12 protein-coding genes are annotated in these 18,703 nt (G+C 58.4%); 8 read left to right on the top strand and 4 right to left on the bottom strand.

Features of this window, described 5'->3' with window-relative positions; genetic code table 11:
• Both ACQY47_RS28305 and ACQY47_RS28300 read left to right on the top strand, forming a co-directional pair.
• Positions 1-3,093 (top strand): multidrug efflux RND transporter permease subunit, encoded by a 3,093-nt coding sequence (locus tag ACQY47_RS28305; RefSeq protein WP_428553910.1) that lies wholly within the window; start codon positions 1-3, stop codon positions 3,091-3,093.
• A gap of 157 nt (positions 3,094-3,250) precedes the next feature.
• Entirely contained in the window at positions 3,251-3,892 is a 642-nt protein-coding gene (locus ACQY47_RS28300; protein ID WP_428553907.1) for a DUF1345 domain-containing protein, read from the top strand.
• A 117-nt stretch (positions 3,893-4,009) separates the two neighbouring features.
• On the opposite strand, the gene ACQY47_RS28295 is transcribed toward ACQY47_RS28300, so the two are convergent.
• Positions 4,010-5,971: an autotransporter outer membrane beta-barrel domain-containing protein gene (locus ACQY47_RS28295; RefSeq protein ID WP_428553904.1), complete on the bottom strand. Its 1,962-nt coding sequence runs from the start codon at positions 5,969-5,971 to the stop codon at positions 4,010-4,012.
• A gap of 241 nt (positions 5,972-6,212) precedes the next feature.
• Here ACQY47_RS28295 and ACQY47_RS28290 point away from each other — a divergent pair, with 241 nt between their 5' ends.
• Positions 6,213-6,353 carry a hypothetical protein gene (locus ACQY47_RS28290; RefSeq protein ID WP_158235122.1) on the top strand — a complete coding sequence of 47 codons (141 nt, stop codon included), beginning with the start codon at positions 6,213-6,215 and terminating at the stop codon, positions 6,351-6,353.
• Positions 6,354-6,503: 150 nt separating this feature from the next.
• On the opposite strand, the gene ACQY47_RS28285 is transcribed toward ACQY47_RS28290, so the two are convergent.
• Together ACQY47_RS28285 and ACQY47_RS28280 are read right to left on the bottom strand one after the other, a co-directional pair.
• Positions 6,504-8,525, bottom strand: coding sequence for a hypothetical protein (locus tag ACQY47_RS28285; protein WP_428553901.1), 2,022 nt, complete (start codon positions 8,523-8,525; stop codon positions 6,504-6,506).
• A 137-nt stretch (positions 8,526-8,662) separates the two neighbouring features.
• The gene (locus ACQY47_RS28280; protein ID WP_428553898.1) at positions 8,663-10,636 is read right to left on the bottom strand and encodes a hypothetical protein; all 1,974 of its coding nucleotides are present in this window, start codon (positions 10,634-10,636) and stop codon (positions 8,663-8,665) included.
• A 246-nt stretch (positions 10,637-10,882) separates the two neighbouring features.
• On the opposite strand from ACQY47_RS28280, the gene ACQY47_RS28275 reads away from it, so the two are divergent.
• From ACQY47_RS28275 to ACQY47_RS28255, 5 genes are all read left to right on the top strand, one after another.
• Positions 10,883-11,941, top strand: a complete 1,059-nt coding sequence (locus tag ACQY47_RS28275) for a LacI family DNA-binding transcriptional regulator (protein WP_428553895.1) — start codon at positions 10,883-10,885, stop codon at positions 11,939-11,941.
• Positions 11,942-12,028: 87 nt separating this feature from the next.
• The gene (locus ACQY47_RS28270) at positions 12,029-12,811 is read left to right on the top strand and encodes a sugar phosphate isomerase/epimerase family protein (RefSeq protein WP_428553892.1); all 783 of its coding nucleotides are present in this window, start codon (positions 12,029-12,031) and stop codon (positions 12,809-12,811) included.
• Positions 12,804-13,745, top strand: a complete 942-nt coding sequence (locus ACQY47_RS28265) for a sugar kinase (protein WP_428553889.1) — start codon at positions 12,804-12,806, stop codon at positions 13,743-13,745. The genes ACQY47_RS28270 and ACQY47_RS28265 overlap by 8 nt, the downstream gene beginning before the upstream one ends.
• 45 nt (positions 13,746-13,790) lie before the next feature.
• On the top strand, positions 13,791-15,083 hold the full coding sequence (locus tag ACQY47_RS28260; protein WP_056859255.1) for an MFS transporter: 1,293 nt from the start codon (positions 13,791-13,793) through the stop codon (positions 15,081-15,083).
• Positions 15,080-16,054, top strand: a complete 975-nt coding sequence (locus ACQY47_RS28255) for an NAD(P)-dependent oxidoreductase (RefSeq protein WP_428553886.1) — start codon at positions 15,080-15,082, stop codon at positions 16,052-16,054. The genes ACQY47_RS28260 and ACQY47_RS28255 overlap by 4 nt, the downstream gene beginning before the upstream one ends.
• Positions 16,055-16,996: 942 nt before the next feature.
• Here the strand turns inward: ACQY47_RS28255 and ACQY47_RS28250 are convergent.
• On the bottom strand, positions 16,997-18,700 hold the full coding sequence (locus ACQY47_RS28250; protein ID WP_428553883.1) for an AMP-binding protein: 1,704 nt from the start codon (positions 18,698-18,700) through the stop codon (positions 16,997-16,999).
• Positions 18,701-18,703 lie beyond the last annotated feature (3 nt).

Here is an 18,703-nt window from a genome sequence, read left to right as displayed (position 1 = left end):
ATGCCGCAGTTCTTTATTGACCGCCCGGTTTTTGCCTGGGTGGTGGCCCTGTTTATCCTGCTGGCCGGCGCGCTCGCCATCCCGCAGTTGCCGGTGGCCCAGTACCCCAACGTTGCGCCGCCGAAAGTGGAGATCTACGCGGTGTACCCGGGTGCCTCGGCCCAGACCCTGGATGAAAGCGTGGTCAGCCTGATCGAGCAGGAGCTTAACGGCGCCGATCACTTGCTGTACTTCGAATCGCAAAGCAGCCTGGGCTCGGCCACCATTACCGCAACCTTCCAGCCGGGCACCAACCCGGAAATGGCTCAGGTGGATGTGCAAAACCGCCTTAAAGCGGTAGAGCCGCGCTTGCCGCAAGCCGTGACCCAACAAGGTTTGCAGGTGGAGAAAGTCTCCGCCGGCTTCCTGCTGCTGGTGACCCTGACCTCCAACGACGGCAAGCTCGACGACGTAGCGCTCAGCGATTACCTGGCGCGCAACGTGATGAACGAACTCAAGCGCCTGGACGGCGTGGGCAAGGCCCAGCTGTATGGTGCCGAACGCGCCATGCGCATCTGGATCGACCCGCAGAAGCTGATCGGTTTCAACCTGACGCCGGCTGACGTGAACGCCGCGATCAGCGCGCAAAACGCTCAGGTCTCGGCGGGCAGCATTGGCGATTTGCCGGGCACCAAGACCCAGGAAATCACCGCCGCAATCCTGGTCAAGGGCCAACTGTCGACCCCGGCGGAATTTGCCGACATCGTGCTCAAGGCCAACCCCGACGGTTCCACCGTGCGCATCGGCGATGTGGCGCGGGTGGAAGTCGGCAGCCAGGAATACCAGTTTTCCACGCGCCTGAACGGCAAGCCGTCGACCGCCGTCAGTGTGCAACTGTCGCCCGGCGCCAACGCGCTGAACACCGCGACACTGGTGCGGGCGAAGATGGACGAGTTGTCGCGCTACTTCCCGGCCAACGTTGAGTACAAGATCCCTTACGACACGTCGCCGTTCGTCAAAGTCTCGATCACCAAGGTGGTCTACACCTTGCTCGAGGCGATGGCACTGGTGTTTGCGGTGATGTTCCTGTTCCTGCAGAACGTGCGCTACACCTTGATCCCCACACTGGTGGTGCCGATTGCACTGATGGGCACCTTCGCCACCATGCTGTTGCTGGGTTTTTCGATCAACGTGCTGACCATGTTCGGCATGGTGCTGGCGATCGGCATCCTGGTGGACGATGCGATTGTGGTGGTCGAAAACGTCGAGCGCATCATGGCCACCGAGGGCCTGTCGCCCAAGGACGCAACGAAAAAAGCCATGGGCCAGATCACCGGCGCCATCGTCGGTATCACGTTGGTGCTGGTGGCGGTGTTCCTGCCGATGGCGTTCATGCCGGGGTCGGTGGGTGTGATCTACCAGCAGTTCTCGCTGTCGATGGCCACCTCGATCCTGTTCTCGGCGTTCCTGGCCCTGACCTTGACGCCGGCACTGTGCGCCACCTTGCTCAAGCCGATCGCCAAGGGCGAGCACCATGCCAAGGGCGGTTTTTTCGGCTGGTTCAACACGCGCTTTGAGCGCCTCACCGACCGCTATGAAGGCTGGGTGGCCTATGCCCTCAAGCGCAGCGGCCGCTACCTGTTGATCTATCTGGTGCTGCTGGTGGGCCTGGGGTGGATGTTCAGTCGCCTGCCCTCCTCGTTCCTGCCGGTGGAAGACCAGGGTTACACCATCACCGATATCCAGCTGCCGCCGGGCGCGAGCAAGAACCGCACGGTGCAGGTGGCCGAGCAGATCGAAGCGCACAACGCCGGCGAACCTGGGGTGGGCGATACCACCATGATCATGGGCTTCAGTTTCTCCGGGTCCGGGCAGAACGCGGCGCTGGCCTTTACCACGCTCAAGGATTGGTCGCAGCGCAGCAGCGACGATTCGGCCTCGGCAATTGCCGAGCGTGCCAACGAAGCGTTCAGCGAGCTCAAGGATGCGATTGCCTACGCGATCCTGCCGCCGCCGGTGGACGGCCTGGGTACTTCCAGCGGCTTCGAGTTCCGTTTGCAGGACCGTGGCGGCGTCGGCCATGCCGCGTTGATGCAAGCACGTACCGAGTTGCTGGCGGCCGCCGAAAAAAGCCCGATCCTGGCCAACGTGCGCGAAAGCGCCTTGGCTGAAGCACCGCAAGTGCAGTTGCAAGTGGACCGCAAGCAAGCCAATGCCTTGGGCGTGTCGTTTGCCGATGTGGGCAATGTGCTGTCCTCGGCCATCGGCTCGGCCTATGTCAACGACTTCCCCAACCAGGGCCGCATGCAGCGGGTGGTGGTGCAGGCCGAAGGCGACCAACGCAGCCAGGTGGCGGACTTGATGAAGATCAACGTGCGCAATAACGCCGGCAAGATGGTGCCCTTGTCATCCTTTGTTGAAGCCAGCTGGACCCAGGGTCCGGCGCAGCTGACGCGCTACAACGGCTACCCGGCCATCGCCATCAGCGGCGAAGCAGCGCCGGGGCACAGCACCGGTGAGGCCATGGAAGAAATCCAGCGCCTGGTCAGCCAATTGCCGGCCGGCCTGGGCCAGGAATGGACCGGGTTGTCGTTGCAGGAACGCTTGTCCGGCTCCCAGGCGCCGTTGCTGTTGGGCCTGTCGTTGCTGATCGTGTTCCTGTGCCTGGCGGCGCTGTATGAAAGCTGGTCGATACCGACCTCGGTGTTGCTGGTGGTGCCGCTGGGTGTGCTCGGCGCCGTATTGGCGGTGGGCTTGCGTGGCATGCCCAATGACGTGTTCTTCAAGGTCGGTTTGATCACCATCATCGGTTTGTCGGCGAAGAACGCGATCTTGATCATCGAGTTTGCCAAAGACCTGGTTGACCAAGGTGAGGATCTGATCGACGCCACCCTGAAAGCCGCGCGGCTCAGGTTGCGGCCGATCATCATGACCTCGCTGGCGTTTATCCTTGGCGTGGTGCCCTTGGCGATTGCCACCGGCGCCAGCTCGGCCAGCCAGCAGGCGATTGGTACAGGCGTGATCGGCGGGATGATCACCGCGACGCTGGCGGTGGTGTTTGTGCCGGTGTTCTTTGTGGTGGTGATGAAACTGGTGCGCAGGCGCAGCGACTAGCATTAAGCGGCAAGTGGCAAGCTTCAAGCGGCAAGTAAGAGCTGGCTTGCCTCTAACTTGCAGCTTGCAGCTTGCAGCTTACCGCTTGCCGCTTGCACCTTGTAGCTTGCAGCAGCGCAACATAAGGTGCTCACAACCTCCCCTGTTGTGAGCACCTATGGCCTTCTTCGCCCGCACCCACCCTCGCCTCTCATCCGCCGCCGTCCTTGGCCTTGCCGTGGGCATCCTGGCGCCGGCCGATACGCTGATCAGCAAAATCCTGATTGGCTGGAACGCCGGGGTCTGGACCTACCTGGCGCTGATGCTGTGGCTTACCAGCCGCTCACGTGCCGATGATGTAAAGCGCATCGCCGAGATCGAGGATGAAAACGCCGGGCTGGTGCTGTTCATGGTGTGCATTGCCGCGATTGCGAGCCTGGCTACCATCACAGTCAACCTGGTAGGCAGCAAAGACCTGGACAGCACGGCGCGCCTGCTGCACTACGGTTTTACCGGCATGACGGTGATTGGTTCATGGTTGCTGACCGGGGTGATTTTCAGTGTGCATTACGCCCGCCTGTTCTACACCTGGGAAGGCGACGAGCCCGCACTGCGCTTTGCCGAAGGGCTGCGTAACCCCAATTACTGGGACTTCCTGTACTTCTCGTTCACCATCGGCGTGGCGGTGCAAACCGCGGATGTGGGGGTTGCTACACGCGCAATGCGCAAAGTCGTTTTGGGCCAGTCGTTGATTGGGTTTCTGTTCAATACGGCGATTCTGGGCTTCTCGATCAATATTGCTGCCGGACTGTTCAGTTGAACCCTGATGGTATGGCGGCAATCCTGATCTAACCGGAAAAGGCTATTGAAAAGCGCTTTTGCGTTCAAAAAAAAAGCCCTGATCTTTCGATCAGGGCTTTATAGGGCGCCGGTTTATTTAGAACGCATAACGCAGGCCAACATTGACAGCGGCTTTTTGCTTGATTTTTTCACTGGTGCTGGTCTCCAGATCGACATGCGCCTGCAGGTCCTGGGTAAACGACACCGCCACACCGGCACCGTACTTGGTGCGCGAGCCCGACAAGTCATTGTTGAAGGTCTGGTTGTTGACCGTGACCTTATTGTTGTTGGCAAACTCGTGGACCATTGCCGCACGCAGGTAAGGCTTGATCAGCGTGCCATCATCGAGTTGGAACTCATGACCAACGGTCGCGCCGGCCTCGGCGGTCCTTGAACGGGTGCGCTCACCGTCCACTTGCAAACCGTTTTTCAGGCTGTACGTGCCACCTTGGACCACAATGGTCGACAGTCGGCCGTAAGGTTCAATAAAGGAACTCTCACCGAACTTGATATGACGGCCGAGTTCAGCCGATACACCACCGCCTACGTTGTTGTAGCCACCCTTGGTCGACGTGTTGTCACTGAGTGTTGCCTTGGCCTGGTTCTGGAACCGGTTGGCTTTGGCCACGGCATCAAAATAGAAACCGCTTTCTTCGTCCATCCAGGTGGCATAGGTACCCAGGAAGTAGCTCTTGACGGTACCGGCAGCGCCGCGAGCCGGGTTTACGTCAGAGTTACTGTGGCCGCCAAATACACCCACCTTCCATTGGCTGTCGCCCAGCGGCGTATCAGCACCGATGGAGAACCCTCGCAGGTTCTGCGAGTAGCCGGTGCCCGAACTCTGGGACACATCATATTGACTGCCGATACCAAGGACCCAGAGACCGGTGCTTTTCGGGGAGTAACGCAACTCACCCATACGTCGGCGCAACGAGCCCTCTTCGGCGGTCATGATGGTCACCGGGGTGTTGAACAATGCGGTCACCACGCGGGCACTGCGGCTGACTACACGGGTTTGCGTGTCCAGAAACCAGTCATTGCCTTCCTGTTTCAGGTTATAGGCATAGGCACCCATGTCGACCGGGCCGCCCTCCAGGGAGAACGCCGCGTCACCGCCGCCGGTGTGCACAACCTGGGTTTTGACCAGTTCGCTGCCGCTGGCTGCGAGTGCCAGGCTGTGGTTGCCCGTGGCTTCGCCGGTGACATTGATAAAGTCGGTTTTGCCTTGGTCGAAATCGGTGCCCATGACAAAGGTGCCGTTACCCGAAAGCGTCTGAAGGTTCAGTTGGTAAAACTCATTCGCCGCGCCCATGGTCACCGTACCACCGGCCATGTTCAGTGCGCCCACCTGGCTGTCACCGGTCATGTTCCAGTTGGAAGCATTGCCTACGCTCATGGTGGAGACGTTCTGCAACTGGCCCGTCAGCTCGGCGTTCTTTTGCAGGTTCAAATGCACGGTGCTGGTGGCATCGGCGATTACATTACCGGCCAGGTTTCGGCTGTTATCCACATTCATCGTTGCCGTGGCACCGCCAGACACCGACAGTAGATTGCCATTACCGCCTTTCAACGTAGAACCGTTGAGTACATCGATAGACACCACTGGCACTCGATTTGGCGTGCCCCTGACCGAGATGGCCGAACCGCTGCGACCCTCAACCACGGACTGGTCCAAAACCAGTTTGCCATCCGTCAGGTCCCCCCGATTACGGGTGAACGACACGCCATGGCCATTGCCGATGATAGTACTTTGCGTGGCGGTCGCCGTGGCACCTGCGAGGGAGAGCCCAAAGGCCCCTACTCCCGTGCCCTGCACCAGCGAGTTTTGTTTAAAGTGTAACTGACTGCCAGTGGATGCTTCCGCACCGCCGATAGCGCCACTGATCGTAGAGTTGCTGACCTCAGCGGATGAGCCGCTCGACATGCCTACAACACCAAACGCCTGCAACCCTACGCCGCTGGTATTGGTCAGGGTACTGTTGTTAATAACCGCCTTACTGCTGTCCAGCCGCACGGCGCCGTATAGGGAATCGCTCGAAGTAACACGTGCAGCGTCCATGTTTATTGTGGAGCCCTGCACAGCACGTACACTATTCGCTACGCTGCCGCTGTTCATGTTCAACGTGGAATTTGAAAGGTCGATCGTGGTGGCTGTTGCACGGTTCATCGTCAACGCTGATTGGCCCGACAATTGCCAATCCGTTGTTTGCTCAGTTGCGTCAATGGTTCTTTGCTCACCGCTACCTATCACAACCGCCTGAGCTTGCCCCTGCATCGCGGCAAACAAACAGAATGTAATGGTGGGGACTTTCATCATTGCACTCAAGGGTTTGAGTTCGAACGTGTTCAGTGCCGACATGGTCAATCACTCTTTTGGTAAGGCCTACAAAAGCGGTTCGGCTCACTTCCTGAAAGTGACGCCTTACCTGTGCGGCACGTAGAGTAAGTATTAAACACTCACTCTTATGTAGGATTAATCTGCAACCTATTGGTAAGTAGGCAGCACTTTCGGTCATCTAATCGGTAGGGCACTGTCAGGGAAACCCCCTCTCACGGTGAGAGGGGAACCCTGCAGCGTATCAATGACGCCTCTAAGGGACGATGATTGGTCCCACGTTATCGCACCGTGTGTAACTCAACGTCGTACGTACGTTAACGCCCGCGGTACCACGCCCCAGCGTGCCGTTGTTCAGCGGCACGGTGTAAGTCGCCTCCGCACGCCCTATTTGGGCATGTTCAAGGAAGCCCGCGTAGGGAATCCGGAAGGTATGGCCGTTATCTCTAATGGTAGGGGTAACGGGTACGTTGTAACTCTGCGTTTGGTCAAAAAGCCGAGGTGTGCCCGTGCGAGGTCTGAACACCTGCAGTACCAAGGTCAGTAGCTGACCAACCACCATTCTCGGGTCCGCTGGCACATCTACCCTGCCTTCCCAGTTTGTCGGCGCCGGTGCTACTAACGCTTGGCAGGCCCATTGACCAAACGCCCCCCCCGTCGCATTGACATATTTAGCCGCCGGCAGGGGTGTAGTTATCGCAGCCCGCACTTCAACCTCTCTAGGTCCCGCGCGATTGAGGTTAGTGGTAGACGTTGGCGTTGCCGTTGGTGATACGACATAGCTGATGTCATGTTTGCCATTGCCCAGTTGTTGAAAGACACTCCAGTCGATGGTCCAGCGGACAAAGTCTCCAGGTATCTCATTGCTTAGTTCCTTAGCGGGCGCGATGAACGTACCGTCAGGGTTGACAAGGATAAGAAACATGCCTGGCGCCGGCAGTTCAAGAGGGTCAGAGGTTTGCCATAACTCGACCGTAACGGTGACCGGCAGGCCAGCCTGTGCAAACTCCAGTAGGTTCGGTTGCGCCGCGCCGGTCCCAAGGAACGATGCAGGAATCAATCGGGTATTGATACTGCCTGGTATTCCCGGATTGCTCGGCCCCGTCACACTAAAGTCCACTCTGAACGACGTGGTCGGGCCAGGGACAGTGTCACCATTTTTGCGTATTTCATAGGTGATACCGACCGATTTCGGACCTTTTGCATTGGCATAGTCCGCTACAGCCAGGGGGTTCAGAAAGGCCTGATCCAACTTGATTGGAACCGAGAGAACGCGAGACCATGGGCTCCAAGCCCCATTGTTGTATCGAACCCGATACTCGTCCTTGGTAGTGTCAACGTTCGTATAGGTCGGTATTTCGCCCGTTGGGCCTGATTTCAAGTCTTCAATAGTGACCAAGTCATCAACGAGGTCTGGCGCCTGTTGAATGATAATCGGCCGTAAATTTTCGGGAGCCGGATCCAGCGCGATAGTGAAGGTAATCGAAGGCGCAGAGACCAAACTTGCATTGCCCTGCGAGTCCCTGATTTGGTAGGTAAAGAAGCACGGCCCCCCTTGCGTAATCTCATTGGCGAGCACTGTCAGCATGTTGCCGGTTTGGGCCATGGGCCGGGGTGGAGTCTGCCGGGCTACTTCTGTGGCTGTCACGGGGGTGCCGTGGTTATAGAAAATGGTCAGCGTATCTCCTGGCTTCCAAGCCCCGAGGCCCGTCGTTACGTTGTCAGGAATAGAGAATGGCAAATTGAACTGCGTCAGTTGTGCCAGACTAATAACCTGGCCCGGCGGGAAGGCCCCCGTGTATAGCGGTGCAGGTGGCTGAACCCTTAAATAGGGTGGATCCAAGTCCATTTTATAAGTCGAAGTGGGTGAGGACTGGCCGATAGGACCAGGCCTGTCTACGTCGCCTGGATTAGCTGGATCCGCACCAACATTCTGGTGCAAGTCAAAACGTACTTCAAAATCACCCGACAGCTGCATTCCCGAGCTCGTAACGACAGGAATTCTCACCTCAAACGTGTCGAGTGGGGCGTTGATTACAAATTGCTCTTCAGCCACTAACGTCCATGAGTCAGGCAAGTCATTAATCTTGTCTCTTCGATAGACTAGAGCCCAGTCACCCGCGTCTGAACCTTGGCCGGAAGTGAGGATCAACACCACAGGTTTGTTCCCGTCAGCCGCTGAAATATACCCTGTTACAGGGTCTACTCCTTGAATATCGGGAGCAACTGCTCCAGTGCTGGGAATTATTGCCTTTACCGTAATTTTTTTACCGATCATGTTCTATTCTCCATCCGCAATTATATTTTTACCGAATAAAACCAAACGACCAGGGACCTCTGGATACTGAAGCCCCCTCACGACACTTACCTCACTGCCACCTGCACTTCGATCTTCATGAATGGGTTTATGCAACGCTAGGCCGGCCCACAATACTTCCCAGTTGCATATTTAAGGTCAACTTGTACATACCCGACTTTCGATACGCCTATTAATCCGCCGTTTTGAAAAACACTATATTTTGCAGAGGCGCCGGCATAGTCCCTCAGCGGTTTGATTATGTTTTGATAATCTGTAATTTTGAAAGTATGGGACACTTGATTGACGCCCCACGTATGACTCAGGATAAGGGCTGTCGACGCTATTGGGTTGCGATCCGGGTAATTAGCGTACCCCAGGAACGACAGCGTACACACATCCCCTGGGGATATACCGACTCCGGGCGTCACCTGCATCTGAAATTCCTCCCAGGGAAGCGGGAACGGTTTGCCGTCGGGGCCAAGGCCAGGTGTGCAATTAATAATTTTATTAGGATGATTTATATTTTGAGGGAACGTGGGTTTTGGAAAGCTTATAGGCGGCGTGATGGTTACGACAACACTTTGATTACCCGATTGTTGCTCGTTAACGCCGTTAGTGCTCACGTAATACACGGGGGCAGTCGTATTACCACCGCCCTGTATGATCGACCAGCTAATGCGATTGTCAAAAACGATAAGGGCGCCAGCGGTGTCACCCAACTTGACGGTATAGGTTGCCACCGGCGCTGCCTGCCCCGGCCAGTACAGCAACAGCATGTCACCGACTTGCGGGTTACCGGACAGGCGCGCTTCCACTCTGACAGCGTCGATACTGTCGCGACTGTCCAGTTTATTGGCTGTATTGGACACCGCGCCATAGAGATTGGCCAAGTCCAACAGTGGGTTAAGTAACGCTGGCGCCTGATCGTGATCGCGGCCGAATACCGTGAAATCCATATTGAGCAATTTCAGCGGAGACAGCGTCCCAGGGCCTACCGTGTCGGAAGCACGTCTAATGTAATAGCGAAACGGCACCTTGTCCTTTCGTTGCAGGTCGGAGCCGTTGGCAATCAGCTGCTGCCAGGTCAAGGTTCCGGTAAACGGAAATGAAGTGACAGGTATCGGCGGAAGTTTAACACCCGCCAATTCAGGGATACAGAGATCCCCAGGTATAAAATTGGTGTAGCTGCTGATGCCAAACGAGACGATATTACGCGCATCATCACGTTTGATGAGTTGATCAAAATCATACGCGGGCACTGTAGGCACGGGCAAGTTGCCGGGCAGTGGTGTTAGACTCAGCAAGACACTTGCGGGCAAGGAAAGTTGACTGATGTTACCCGCCTCATCCTTGACTCGGTACACCGCAAACAATTCTTGTGCACCTGAAAACTTGCGAAACTCCGACACCAGCACCTTCAAAATAATTGCACCTGTAATAGCAACTACTTTTTCAACGTGAATCGGCAAACCAGCCGGAACTGAATTACTGCCCATAAACCACAGGAATATTTCGTCAAGGGTGCCGCGAACCTTATAATCGCCCGGCACCACGACATCCAGTGTCAAATTATTATCCAGATCAGGCGTAGTAATAACTGTATTTGAAAACACCGGTGCCTTAAGCACCTCGCCTTTACCCGGCGCACTGCGGTCGATAATAATCCTGACTGGGGGCGAGAAATTGGCCACCGGTGCGTCGGGTTGGTCATTGTGTATGCGATAAGAAAGATTGACGACAGCGTCATTCAGCAGCAAACCGCTAGGAATATACGCCGGCAGTGGAAAGTCGCCGGGAAACAACTCTCCCACGACCGGTATCGGTTCAACGTAAACAGGCAGCGCTAACCCGACGACATGCCAAACAAACACAATATAATCAGTGCTCCCCGGCTGGGTCAGTTCAATCCATGGGCCGGGTATCCATACGAGAAGATCATCATCCAATAAGCGTTTTGGAATCACACCACTCGCCAATCGTCCCTCAACGATTGGCAAGGGGGCTTGAGGCACGGCGGTCACAACTGTGCCGTCGGGCAAACCTGTGGCGCTATTGGTTTGAACATTGCTATTAGTTGGGGGGGGGCTCATATCATTCTCCGTAACAGCAACATTGCGCCGGTCACTGGTTTTTATTGAAGGCTGTGACGTTGATTGAATACCCGTTGGTAACTTCCCGATACTGTCAGAACTAACAGGTCTTACCGCCATTCGTCGGTTGCACGCGCGAATTAGCGCTTGCCGCGCGCTGAATGACACTTGACGTTGTTTCGTGAATGAGGTCTCCTGAAACCGGTTTCAGAACGTCACCACCTCCAATAAGAAAGGCCTGCCACCGTGACTCCTTTTTCCGCCGCCCAGCGCAGCCGCGTGACCATGCTCGACGTCGCCGAACGCGCCGGCGTGTCCAAAGCCAGCGTGTCGCGCTTTATCGGCGAGGACCGCGCCCTGCTCTCCGACGCCATTGCCTTGCGCATCGAACAGGCGATCAGCGAACTCGGCTACCGCCCCAACCAGATGGCGCGCGGGTTGAAACGCGGCCGCACACGCCTGATCGGCATGCTGGTGGCCGATATCCGCAACCCCTACTCCATTGCCGTGATGCACGGCGTCGAAACCGCCTGCCGCCAGCATGGCTATAGCCTGGTGGTGTGCAACACCGACCGCGATGACGAGCAAGAGCGCCAGCACCTGGCGGCGCTGCGTTCGTACAACATCGAAGGGTTGATCGTGAACACCCTCGGCCACCACCTTGACCAACTGCTGGAGTTGCAGCGCGAAATGCCCCTGGTGCTGGTGGACCGCAAGGTCGAGCCGTTGCACAGTGACCTGGTGGGGCTGGATAACCCGGCGGCGGTGCGTATTGCGGTGGAGCATCTGCAACAGCAGGGTTATCGCGACCTGTTGCTAGTGAGCGAAAAAGCCGATGGCACCAGTTCACGCCTGGAACGTCAGGCGAGTTTCACGGCGGAAATTGCGGCCCGGCCGGCGTTGACCGGCGCGGTGCTGGAACTCGATGACAGGCTGGAAAACCGTCTGCACACTTTCTTGGCCAAGCCAGGCCCCAAGGCGTTGTTCTGCGCCAATGGCGTGGCTGCGCTGGCCTGCACCCACGCGCTCAAAGCGCTGGGCCGCAACCTCTTTGATGACTTCGGCCTGATTGCCCTGGATGACCTCGACTGGTACCCGCTGGTGGGCAACGGCATCACCGCCCTCGCCCAACCCACCGACGCGATTGGCGCCAGCGCCTTCGACTGTCTGCTCAAACGCTTGCGCGGCGATGACGCACCACCGCGCACCCTGGATTTTTCGCCCGAACTGATCGTCCGTGGCTCCACCCAATCCCTTGTGGGAGCTGGCTTGCCTGCGATGGCGGTCTGTCAGGCGAAGCCGTAGTCGCCTGACACACCGCCATCGCAGGCAAGCCAGCTCCCACATTGGTTTTTCGTATAAAAATGAAACCGGTTTCAGAGGTACATAACAATGCATAAATACCCCGTTTCCATCAGCCTCTCCAGCTACGGCGCCGACCTGGTACGCCAGCAGGGCCAATTAGGGTTTGTCGAACTGTTGGTGGCTGCCGGCGCCCAGCGCATCGAGTGGCGCGAAGAACTGCTGACCACCGAACAACCCACCGACCTCGCCCAGGCCGCTGCCGAAAACGGCCTGGAATCGGTGTTCTCGTCGCCTCTGGAGCTTTGGGTCGCCGGGCGCGCCCAGCCCAACGCTGAACTCAGTGCAACCCTGGACCGCGCCCAAGCCTTTGGCTCGCGCTGGCTAAAGGTTTCCCTCGGTTATTTCACCGACACCAACGACCTGCAAAGCCTGCACGCCCTGCTCAACCGCCACCCGGTCAAGCTGCTGGTGGAAAACGACCAGACCCTGCACGGTGGGCGCATCGAGCCGATGCAACGTTTCTTTACCGAGGTGGAACGCCTGGGCTTGCCGGTGAAAATGACCTTCGACATCGGCAACTGGCAGTGGCAGGACCAATCCGCGCTCACTGCCGCGCGTCTGTTGGGCCGCCACGTGGATTACCTGCACTGCAAGGCTGTGGCGCGGCGCCAGGACGGCAAGCTGGTGGCCTTTCCGCCCGGCGCCACCGACCTGCATCTGTGGGAACAACTGCTCAAGCATATGACTCAAGGTATTACCCGGGCCGTGGAATTCCCGTTGCAAGGCGAAGACCTGGTTGCCGTCACCGCGCAGCAGGTCGCTGCCCTCGCCCTCCTTGGCCAGCCCCGTGCGGAGAACGCCCATGTCTGAGATCGATATCCTCTCGTTTGGTGAAACCATGGCGATGTTTGTCGCCGAACAGACCGGCGACCTGGCCCAGGTGGCGCAGTTTCACAAACGCATTGCCGGGGCCGACAGCAATGTCGCCATCGGCCTGTCGCGCCTGGGTTTCAATGTGACGTGGCTAAGCCGTGTCGGCGACGATTCCCTGGGGCGCTTTGTGGTCGACACGCTGAAGAACGAAGGCCTGGATTGTCGGCATGTGGCGGTCGATCCGCTGCACCCGACCGGCTTTCAATTCAAGTCCCGCGAAGAAGCCGGCGCCGACCCGCAGGTGGAGTACTTCCGTAAAGGCTCGGCGGCCAGCCACTTGTCGATTGCCGCGATCAGCCCCGCAGTGCTGCAAGCGCGCCACCTGCACGCCACCGGCATTCCGCCCGCCTTGTCCGCGGCCACCCGCGAGCTGTCCGTGGAACTGATGACGCAGATGCGCAAGGCCGGGCGCAGCGTGTCGTTCGACCCGAACCTGCGCCCGTCGTTATGGGCCAGCCAAGCGCAGATGGTCGGCGAAATCAACGCCCTCGCCGCCCTGGCTGATTGGGTGTTGCCGGGCCTGGGCGAAGGCCGCCTGCTCACCGGCTTTGACGACCCGGCCGACATCGCCGCGTTCTACCTCGACCAGGGCGCCGAAGCCGTGGCGATCAAGCTGGGCGCGGACGGCGCCTACTACCGCACCCACATGGACCAGGGTTTTATTGCCGCCGTCCCGGTGGAAACCGTGGTGGATACCGTGGGCGCCGGTGATGGTTTTGCCGTCGGCATGATCAGCGCCCTGCTCGAAAACCTGAGCTTCCCCGAGGCGGTACAGCGCGGTAACTGGATCGGCAGCCGCGCCGTGCAAAGCCGTGGTGATATGGAAGGTTTGCCCAGCCGTTCTGAATTACCCACCCGATCTGTTGCATGACCCACTCCCTGTTGCCACAACTACAACAAGCTCAGGAGCAACCCCATGGAAACTGTGAAACTCGCCACCCGCCGCTGGTGGTACATCATGCCTATCGTGTTTATCACCTACAGCCTGGCGTACCTGGATCGCGCCAACTACGGCTTCGCCGCGGCCTCCGGCATGGCCGAAGACCTGATGATCACCCCCGGCATGTCGTCGTTGCTGGGCGCGCTGTTTTTTCTTGGCTACTTTTTCTTCCAGGTGCCGGGAGCGATCTACGCGCAAAAACGCAGTGTTAAAAAGCTGATTTTCGTCAGTCTGATTCTGTGGGGCAGCCTGGCCACGCTGACCGGCGTGGTGTCCAACGCCTATATGCTGATCGCCATTCGCTTCATGCTCGGCGTGGTCGAGGCGGCGGTGATGCCGGCGATGCTGGTGTACCTGTGCCACTGGTTTACCCGGGCCGAACGCTCACGGGCCAACACCTTCCTGATCCTCGGCAACCCGGTCACCATGATGTGGATGTCGGTGGTCTCGGGCTATCTGGTGCAGCACTTCAGCTGGCGCTGGATGTTTATCATCGAAGGCCTGCCGGCGGTGATCTGGGCGTTTATCTGGTGGAAGCTGGCGGATGAAAAACCCGCCGACGCCAAGTGGCTGAGCGAGCAGCATAAACAAGACCTGCAAAGCGCCCTGGCCGCCGAACAGGTCGGGATCAAGGCGGTGAAGAACTACGCCGAAGCCTTTCGTTCGCCCAAGGTGATCATCCTGGCGCTGCAGTTTTTTTGCTGGAGCATCGGCGTGTATGGCTTCGTGTTGTGGCTGCCGTCGATCCTCAAGGCCGGCTTGCAGATGGACATGGTCGAAGCCGGTTGGCTGTCGGCTCTTCCCTACCTGGCAGCGGTGATCGGCATGCTGGCGGTGTCGTGGGGCTCGGACAAGCTGCAAAAACGTAAACGTTTTGTGTGGCCGCCGCTGCTGATCGCGTCTATTGCGTTTTACGCGTCCTACGCGCTCGGCGCTGAGCACTTCTGGTGGTCCTACACCCTGCTGGTCATCGCCGGGGCCTGCATGTATGCGCCCTATGGTCCGTTCTTTGCCATCGTCCCGGAAATCCTCCCGGCCAACGTCGCTGGCGGCGCCATGGCGCTGATCAACAGCATGGGCGCGCTCGGTTCGTTCGGCGGTTCGTACCTGGTCGGTTACCTCAATAGCAGCACCGGCTCACCCGGCGCCTCGTACTTGCTGATGAGCGGGGCGCTGATGTTTGCCGTGGTGCTGACGATTTTCCTCAAGCCCGGCGCCAGTGATCGCGTGCCGGTGCCAACCCTGGAGTTGAAGGTAAAAACCTCATGAAAAAGTCTGTGGTCCTGTACAAAAAACTCTCCGCGCCATTGATGGCCCGCCTGCACGAACACGTCGACGTGACCCTGATTGACGCCCTCGATGAACCCGGCCTGGCCAGGCTGCGTGACGCCTTGCCTGGTGCCCATGGTTTGTTGGGTGCCAGCCTGCGCCTGGATGCCAGGCTGCTCGACCTGGCGCCCAAGCTCGAAGCGGTGGCCAGTGTGTCGGTGGGCGTCGACAACTACGACATCGACTACCTGACCCAACGCGGCATCCTGCTCAGCAATACGCCGGATGTGCTTACCGAAACCACGGCGGATACCGGCTTCGCGCTGATCCTGGCCACCGCTCGCCGGGTGGTCGAGCTGGCCGATATGGTGCGTGCCGGGCAGTGGAGCAAGAACATCGGCCCGGCGCATTTTGGCACCGATGTGCATGGCAAGACCCTGGGCATTATCGGCATGGGGCGCATCGGCGAAGCCCTGGCTCAGCGTGGGCATTTCGGTTTTGGTATGCCGGTGATTTACCACAGTCATTCGCCAAAACCGCGGGTAGAGGAGCGCTTTGGGGCGCAGTTTCGTAGCTTGCCGGAGTTGTTGCAGCAGGCTGACTTTGTGTGCCTGACCTTGCCACTCACGGCTGAAACCGAAAAGCTGATTGGCGCGCGTGAGTTTGCGTTGATGGGGCCGGAGACGATTTTTATCAATATCTCGCGTGGCAAGGTGGTGGATGAGGCGGCGCTGGTTGAGGCGCTGCAACAACGCACGATTCGGGCGGCGGGGTTGGATGTGTTTGAGCGCGAGCCGTTGAGTCATGACTCGCCGTTGTTGCGCTTGAACAATGTGGTGGCCACGCCGCATATCGGTTCGGCGACCCACGAGACGCGGGAGGCTATGGCCGCTTGCGCGGTGGAAAATTTGCTGTCGGCGCTGGGTGGGGAGCGGCCGGACAATCTGGTTAATCCGAGTGTGTATGCTTGAGCTTGTGGTGGGTCCGTTGGCGGGGTTGGTGACTTAGATGCTGTTGTGTACATATCCGTTGCTGCGGTAACGGCCACTTAGGGTTCCGCCCTTACGGCGGCTCACTTTTGGAAAGACCCAAAAGTAAGCAAAAGGTCTTCGCCCCAACACTCGGTGCCTCGCTGTGGCTCGGCATGCCCGCAATCCGCCAGTGATTTGGGGGGCCGCCGCGATGGGCCATCCTTGGCCCAGCGCGGCTAAACCGGCATCCCTGCCGGTTTACCCCCCAAATCACTGTCAGATTCCGGCCATCGTGTTTGACGGGGCGATTTCAGATCAAGATCAAAAGCGCAGATCAAAAGACCGCTGACTTCGTCATCGAAAAGGATGTAAGGGCCGGAGCAACAGCAACAGCAACAGCAACAGCAGAGCCATACTCGGTCAACTGTGGGAGCTGGCTTGCCTGCGATGGCATCAACTCGGTGTGCCTGATGTACCAAGGTGTCTGCATCGCAGGCAAGCCAGCTCCCACAGAAAAGCAGATCCCAGGTGTATGCAAATCCGCTTTTTGCTTTTGATCTAACCACTCAGGTCGGCTTTCAGGCCGCCGTGCTCTGCTTTTGATCTTGCTTTTGATCTGAGGCGCCCCGTTAACCACGATGGCCGAACGCAGGCTTGAATCCGTGGGTAACCCGGCAGGACGCCGGGTTAGCCGCGCTGGGCCAAGGATGGCCCATCGCGGCGGCCCACGGATTCAAGCCGGAGTGAGGGCACACCGAGCCTAAGCGAGGTGCCGAGTGGTGGGGCACAGACCTTTTGGTTACTTTTGGGGCGTTTGCCAAAAGTGACCCGCTGTAAGAGCGGAACCATAAGCCGCCGTTACCCGAATAACGGATATGTACACCGACAAACCGCCATCGCAGGCAAGCCAGCTCCCACACTTAAAACACCCAAACCCTCAGATCAACGCAACGCCCGCCGCAGCACCTTACCCACCGTGGTCTTGGGCAACTCAACACTGCGAAACTCCACATACTTGGGCACCTTGTACCCCGTAAGATACTCCCGGCAATGGGCCAGAATCTGCTCCTGGGTCAAGCTCGGGTCCTTGCGCACCACGATGATCTTGACCTTCTCCCCCGTCACCGGATCCTCCACACCAATCGCCGCCACCTCCCCCACACCGGGATGCAACGCCACCACGTCTTCAATCTCATTGGGATACACGTTAAACCCCGAAACCAGGATCATGTCTTTCTTGCGATCCACCAGACGAATATACCCACGCTCATCCATCACCCCAATGTCCCCGGTGGACAACCAGCCCTCGGCATCCAGCACTTCAGCCGTTTCCTTGGGCCGCTTCCAGTACCCCTGCATCACCTGCGGGCCACGCACTTGCAGTTCACCTTGCTCACCAATGTCCGCCAGTTCCCCATCCTCACGCATAAACCGCACCCAGGTCGACGGCAACGGCACACCGATGCTGCCGGTGAATTCCATCTCACGCATGCGAGCAATGTTGATCGGGCTGATGCTCACCACCGGCGAGCACTCGGTCAGCCCATAACCTTCAATAATCGGCAACCCAGTGACCTCCTTCCAGCGCTTGGCCACCGCCGTGTGCGTCGCCATGCCGCCAGCAATCACCATGCGCAGGTCAGAGAAATCCCGCGCACAGAACTCTTTGTTTTCGAGCAAGCCGTTAAACAAGGTGTTGACCCCGGCAATGCCGTTGAAACGCTCCTTGCGCAAGATCATCTGCACCCGTTTCACATCCCGTGGGTTGGCAATCAGGATGTTGCGCCCGCCCAGGCACATGAACATCAGGCAATTCACCGTCAGCGAAAAGATGTGATAGAGCGGCAGCAAGGTCACGTTGGTTTCCTGCTTGTCCTGGTCCAACTGGTCCCCAACCCAGGCCTTGGCCTGCAGCAAATTGGCGATGATATTGCGATGGCTGAGCATCACGCCTTTGGCGTCCCCCGTAGTGCCGCCGGTGTATTGCAAAAACGCCAGCTCATCGAGGTGCATCTCCACCGGAAAATGGTTCAGCGCCCGTCCCTGTTTCAACACGTTATTGAAGCGTACCGAACCCGGCAGCTTGAATGCCGGCACCTGCTTTTGCACGCGACGCAGGATGAAGTTCATCGCCGCGCCCTTGAAGGTGCCGAGCAAATCGCCAATGGCCGCCACCACCACGCGTTTGACACGGCTGCCCTGCGCGACTTTTTCAAAGGTGTGGGCGAAGTTTTCAAAGATCACCAGAGTTTCGGCTTCGCTGTCCTTGAGCAAATGCTTGAGTTCATGGGAGGTGTACAACGGGTTGACGTTCACCACCACCGCACCGGCCAGGATCGTGCCCAGCAGGCAGATCGGGTACTGCAGGCAGTTGGGCATCATCAGCGCCACCCGGTCGCCCTTTTTCACGCCTTGGCCCTGTAGCCACGCGGCAAACGCCTGGCCTTGCACCTGCCAGTCGGCATAGGTCATTTCGGTGCCGATGCTGACGTAGGCGACCCGCTCGCGGAATTTTTCCAGGTGCTCCAGGAACACCTCGCGCAGCGACGGGTAGGCCTCGATACCGGCCTCGATGTCCGCCGGCACGCCCGGCAAGTAGGCGTTCAACCAGACCCGTTCGGTGTGTTCCTGGCTTACAGCGTTCATGGC

The sequence above is a fragment of the Pseudomonas edaphica genome (genome assembly GCF_965277385.1).
Lineage (GTDB): Bacteria > Pseudomonadota > Gammaproteobacteria > Pseudomonadales > Pseudomonadaceae > Aquipseudomonas > Aquipseudomonas edaphica.
The sequence above is the reverse complement of the archived record's forward strand: the minus strand, read 5'-3'. Positions and strand labels throughout refer to the sequence as shown.

Excerpts from the sequence above, each read along its gene's own strand:
- ACQY47_RS28305 (WP_428553910.1), top strand. The coding sequence starts at position 1 with ATGCCGCAGTTCTTTATTGACCGCCCGGTTTTTGCCTGGGTGGTGGCC.
- ACQY47_RS28300 (WP_428553907.1), top strand. The coding sequence starts at position 3,251 with ATGGCCTTCTTCGCCCGCACCCACCCTCGCCTCTCATCCGCCGCCGTC.
- ACQY47_RS28295 (WP_428553904.1), bottom strand. The coding sequence starts at position 5,971 with ATGGACGCTGCACGTGTTACTTCGAGCGATTCCCTATACGGCGCCGTG.
- ACQY47_RS28285 (WP_428553901.1), bottom strand. The coding sequence starts at position 8,525 with ATGATCGGTAAAAAAATTACGGTAAAGGCAATAATTCCCAGCACTGGA.
- ACQY47_RS28280 (WP_428553898.1), bottom strand. The coding sequence starts at position 10,636 with ATGAGCCCCCCCCCAACTAATAGCAATGTTCAAACCAATAGCGCCACA.
- ACQY47_RS28270 (WP_428553892.1), top strand. The coding sequence starts at position 12,029 with ATGCATAAATACCCCGTTTCCATCAGCCTCTCCAGCTACGGCGCCGAC.
- ACQY47_RS28265 (WP_428553889.1), top strand. The coding sequence starts at position 12,804 with ATGTCTGAGATCGATATCCTCTCGTTTGGTGAAACCATGGCGATGTTT.
- ACQY47_RS28260 (WP_056859255.1), top strand. The coding sequence starts at position 13,791 with ATGGAAACTGTGAAACTCGCCACCCGCCGCTGGTGGTACATCATGCCT.
- ACQY47_RS28255 (WP_428553886.1), top strand. The coding sequence starts at position 15,080 with ATGAAAAAGTCTGTGGTCCTGTACAAAAAACTCTCCGCGCCATTGATG.
- ACQY47_RS28250 (WP_428553883.1), bottom strand. The coding sequence starts at position 18,700 with ATGAACGCTGTAAGCCAGGAACACACCGAACGGGTCTGGTTGAACGCC.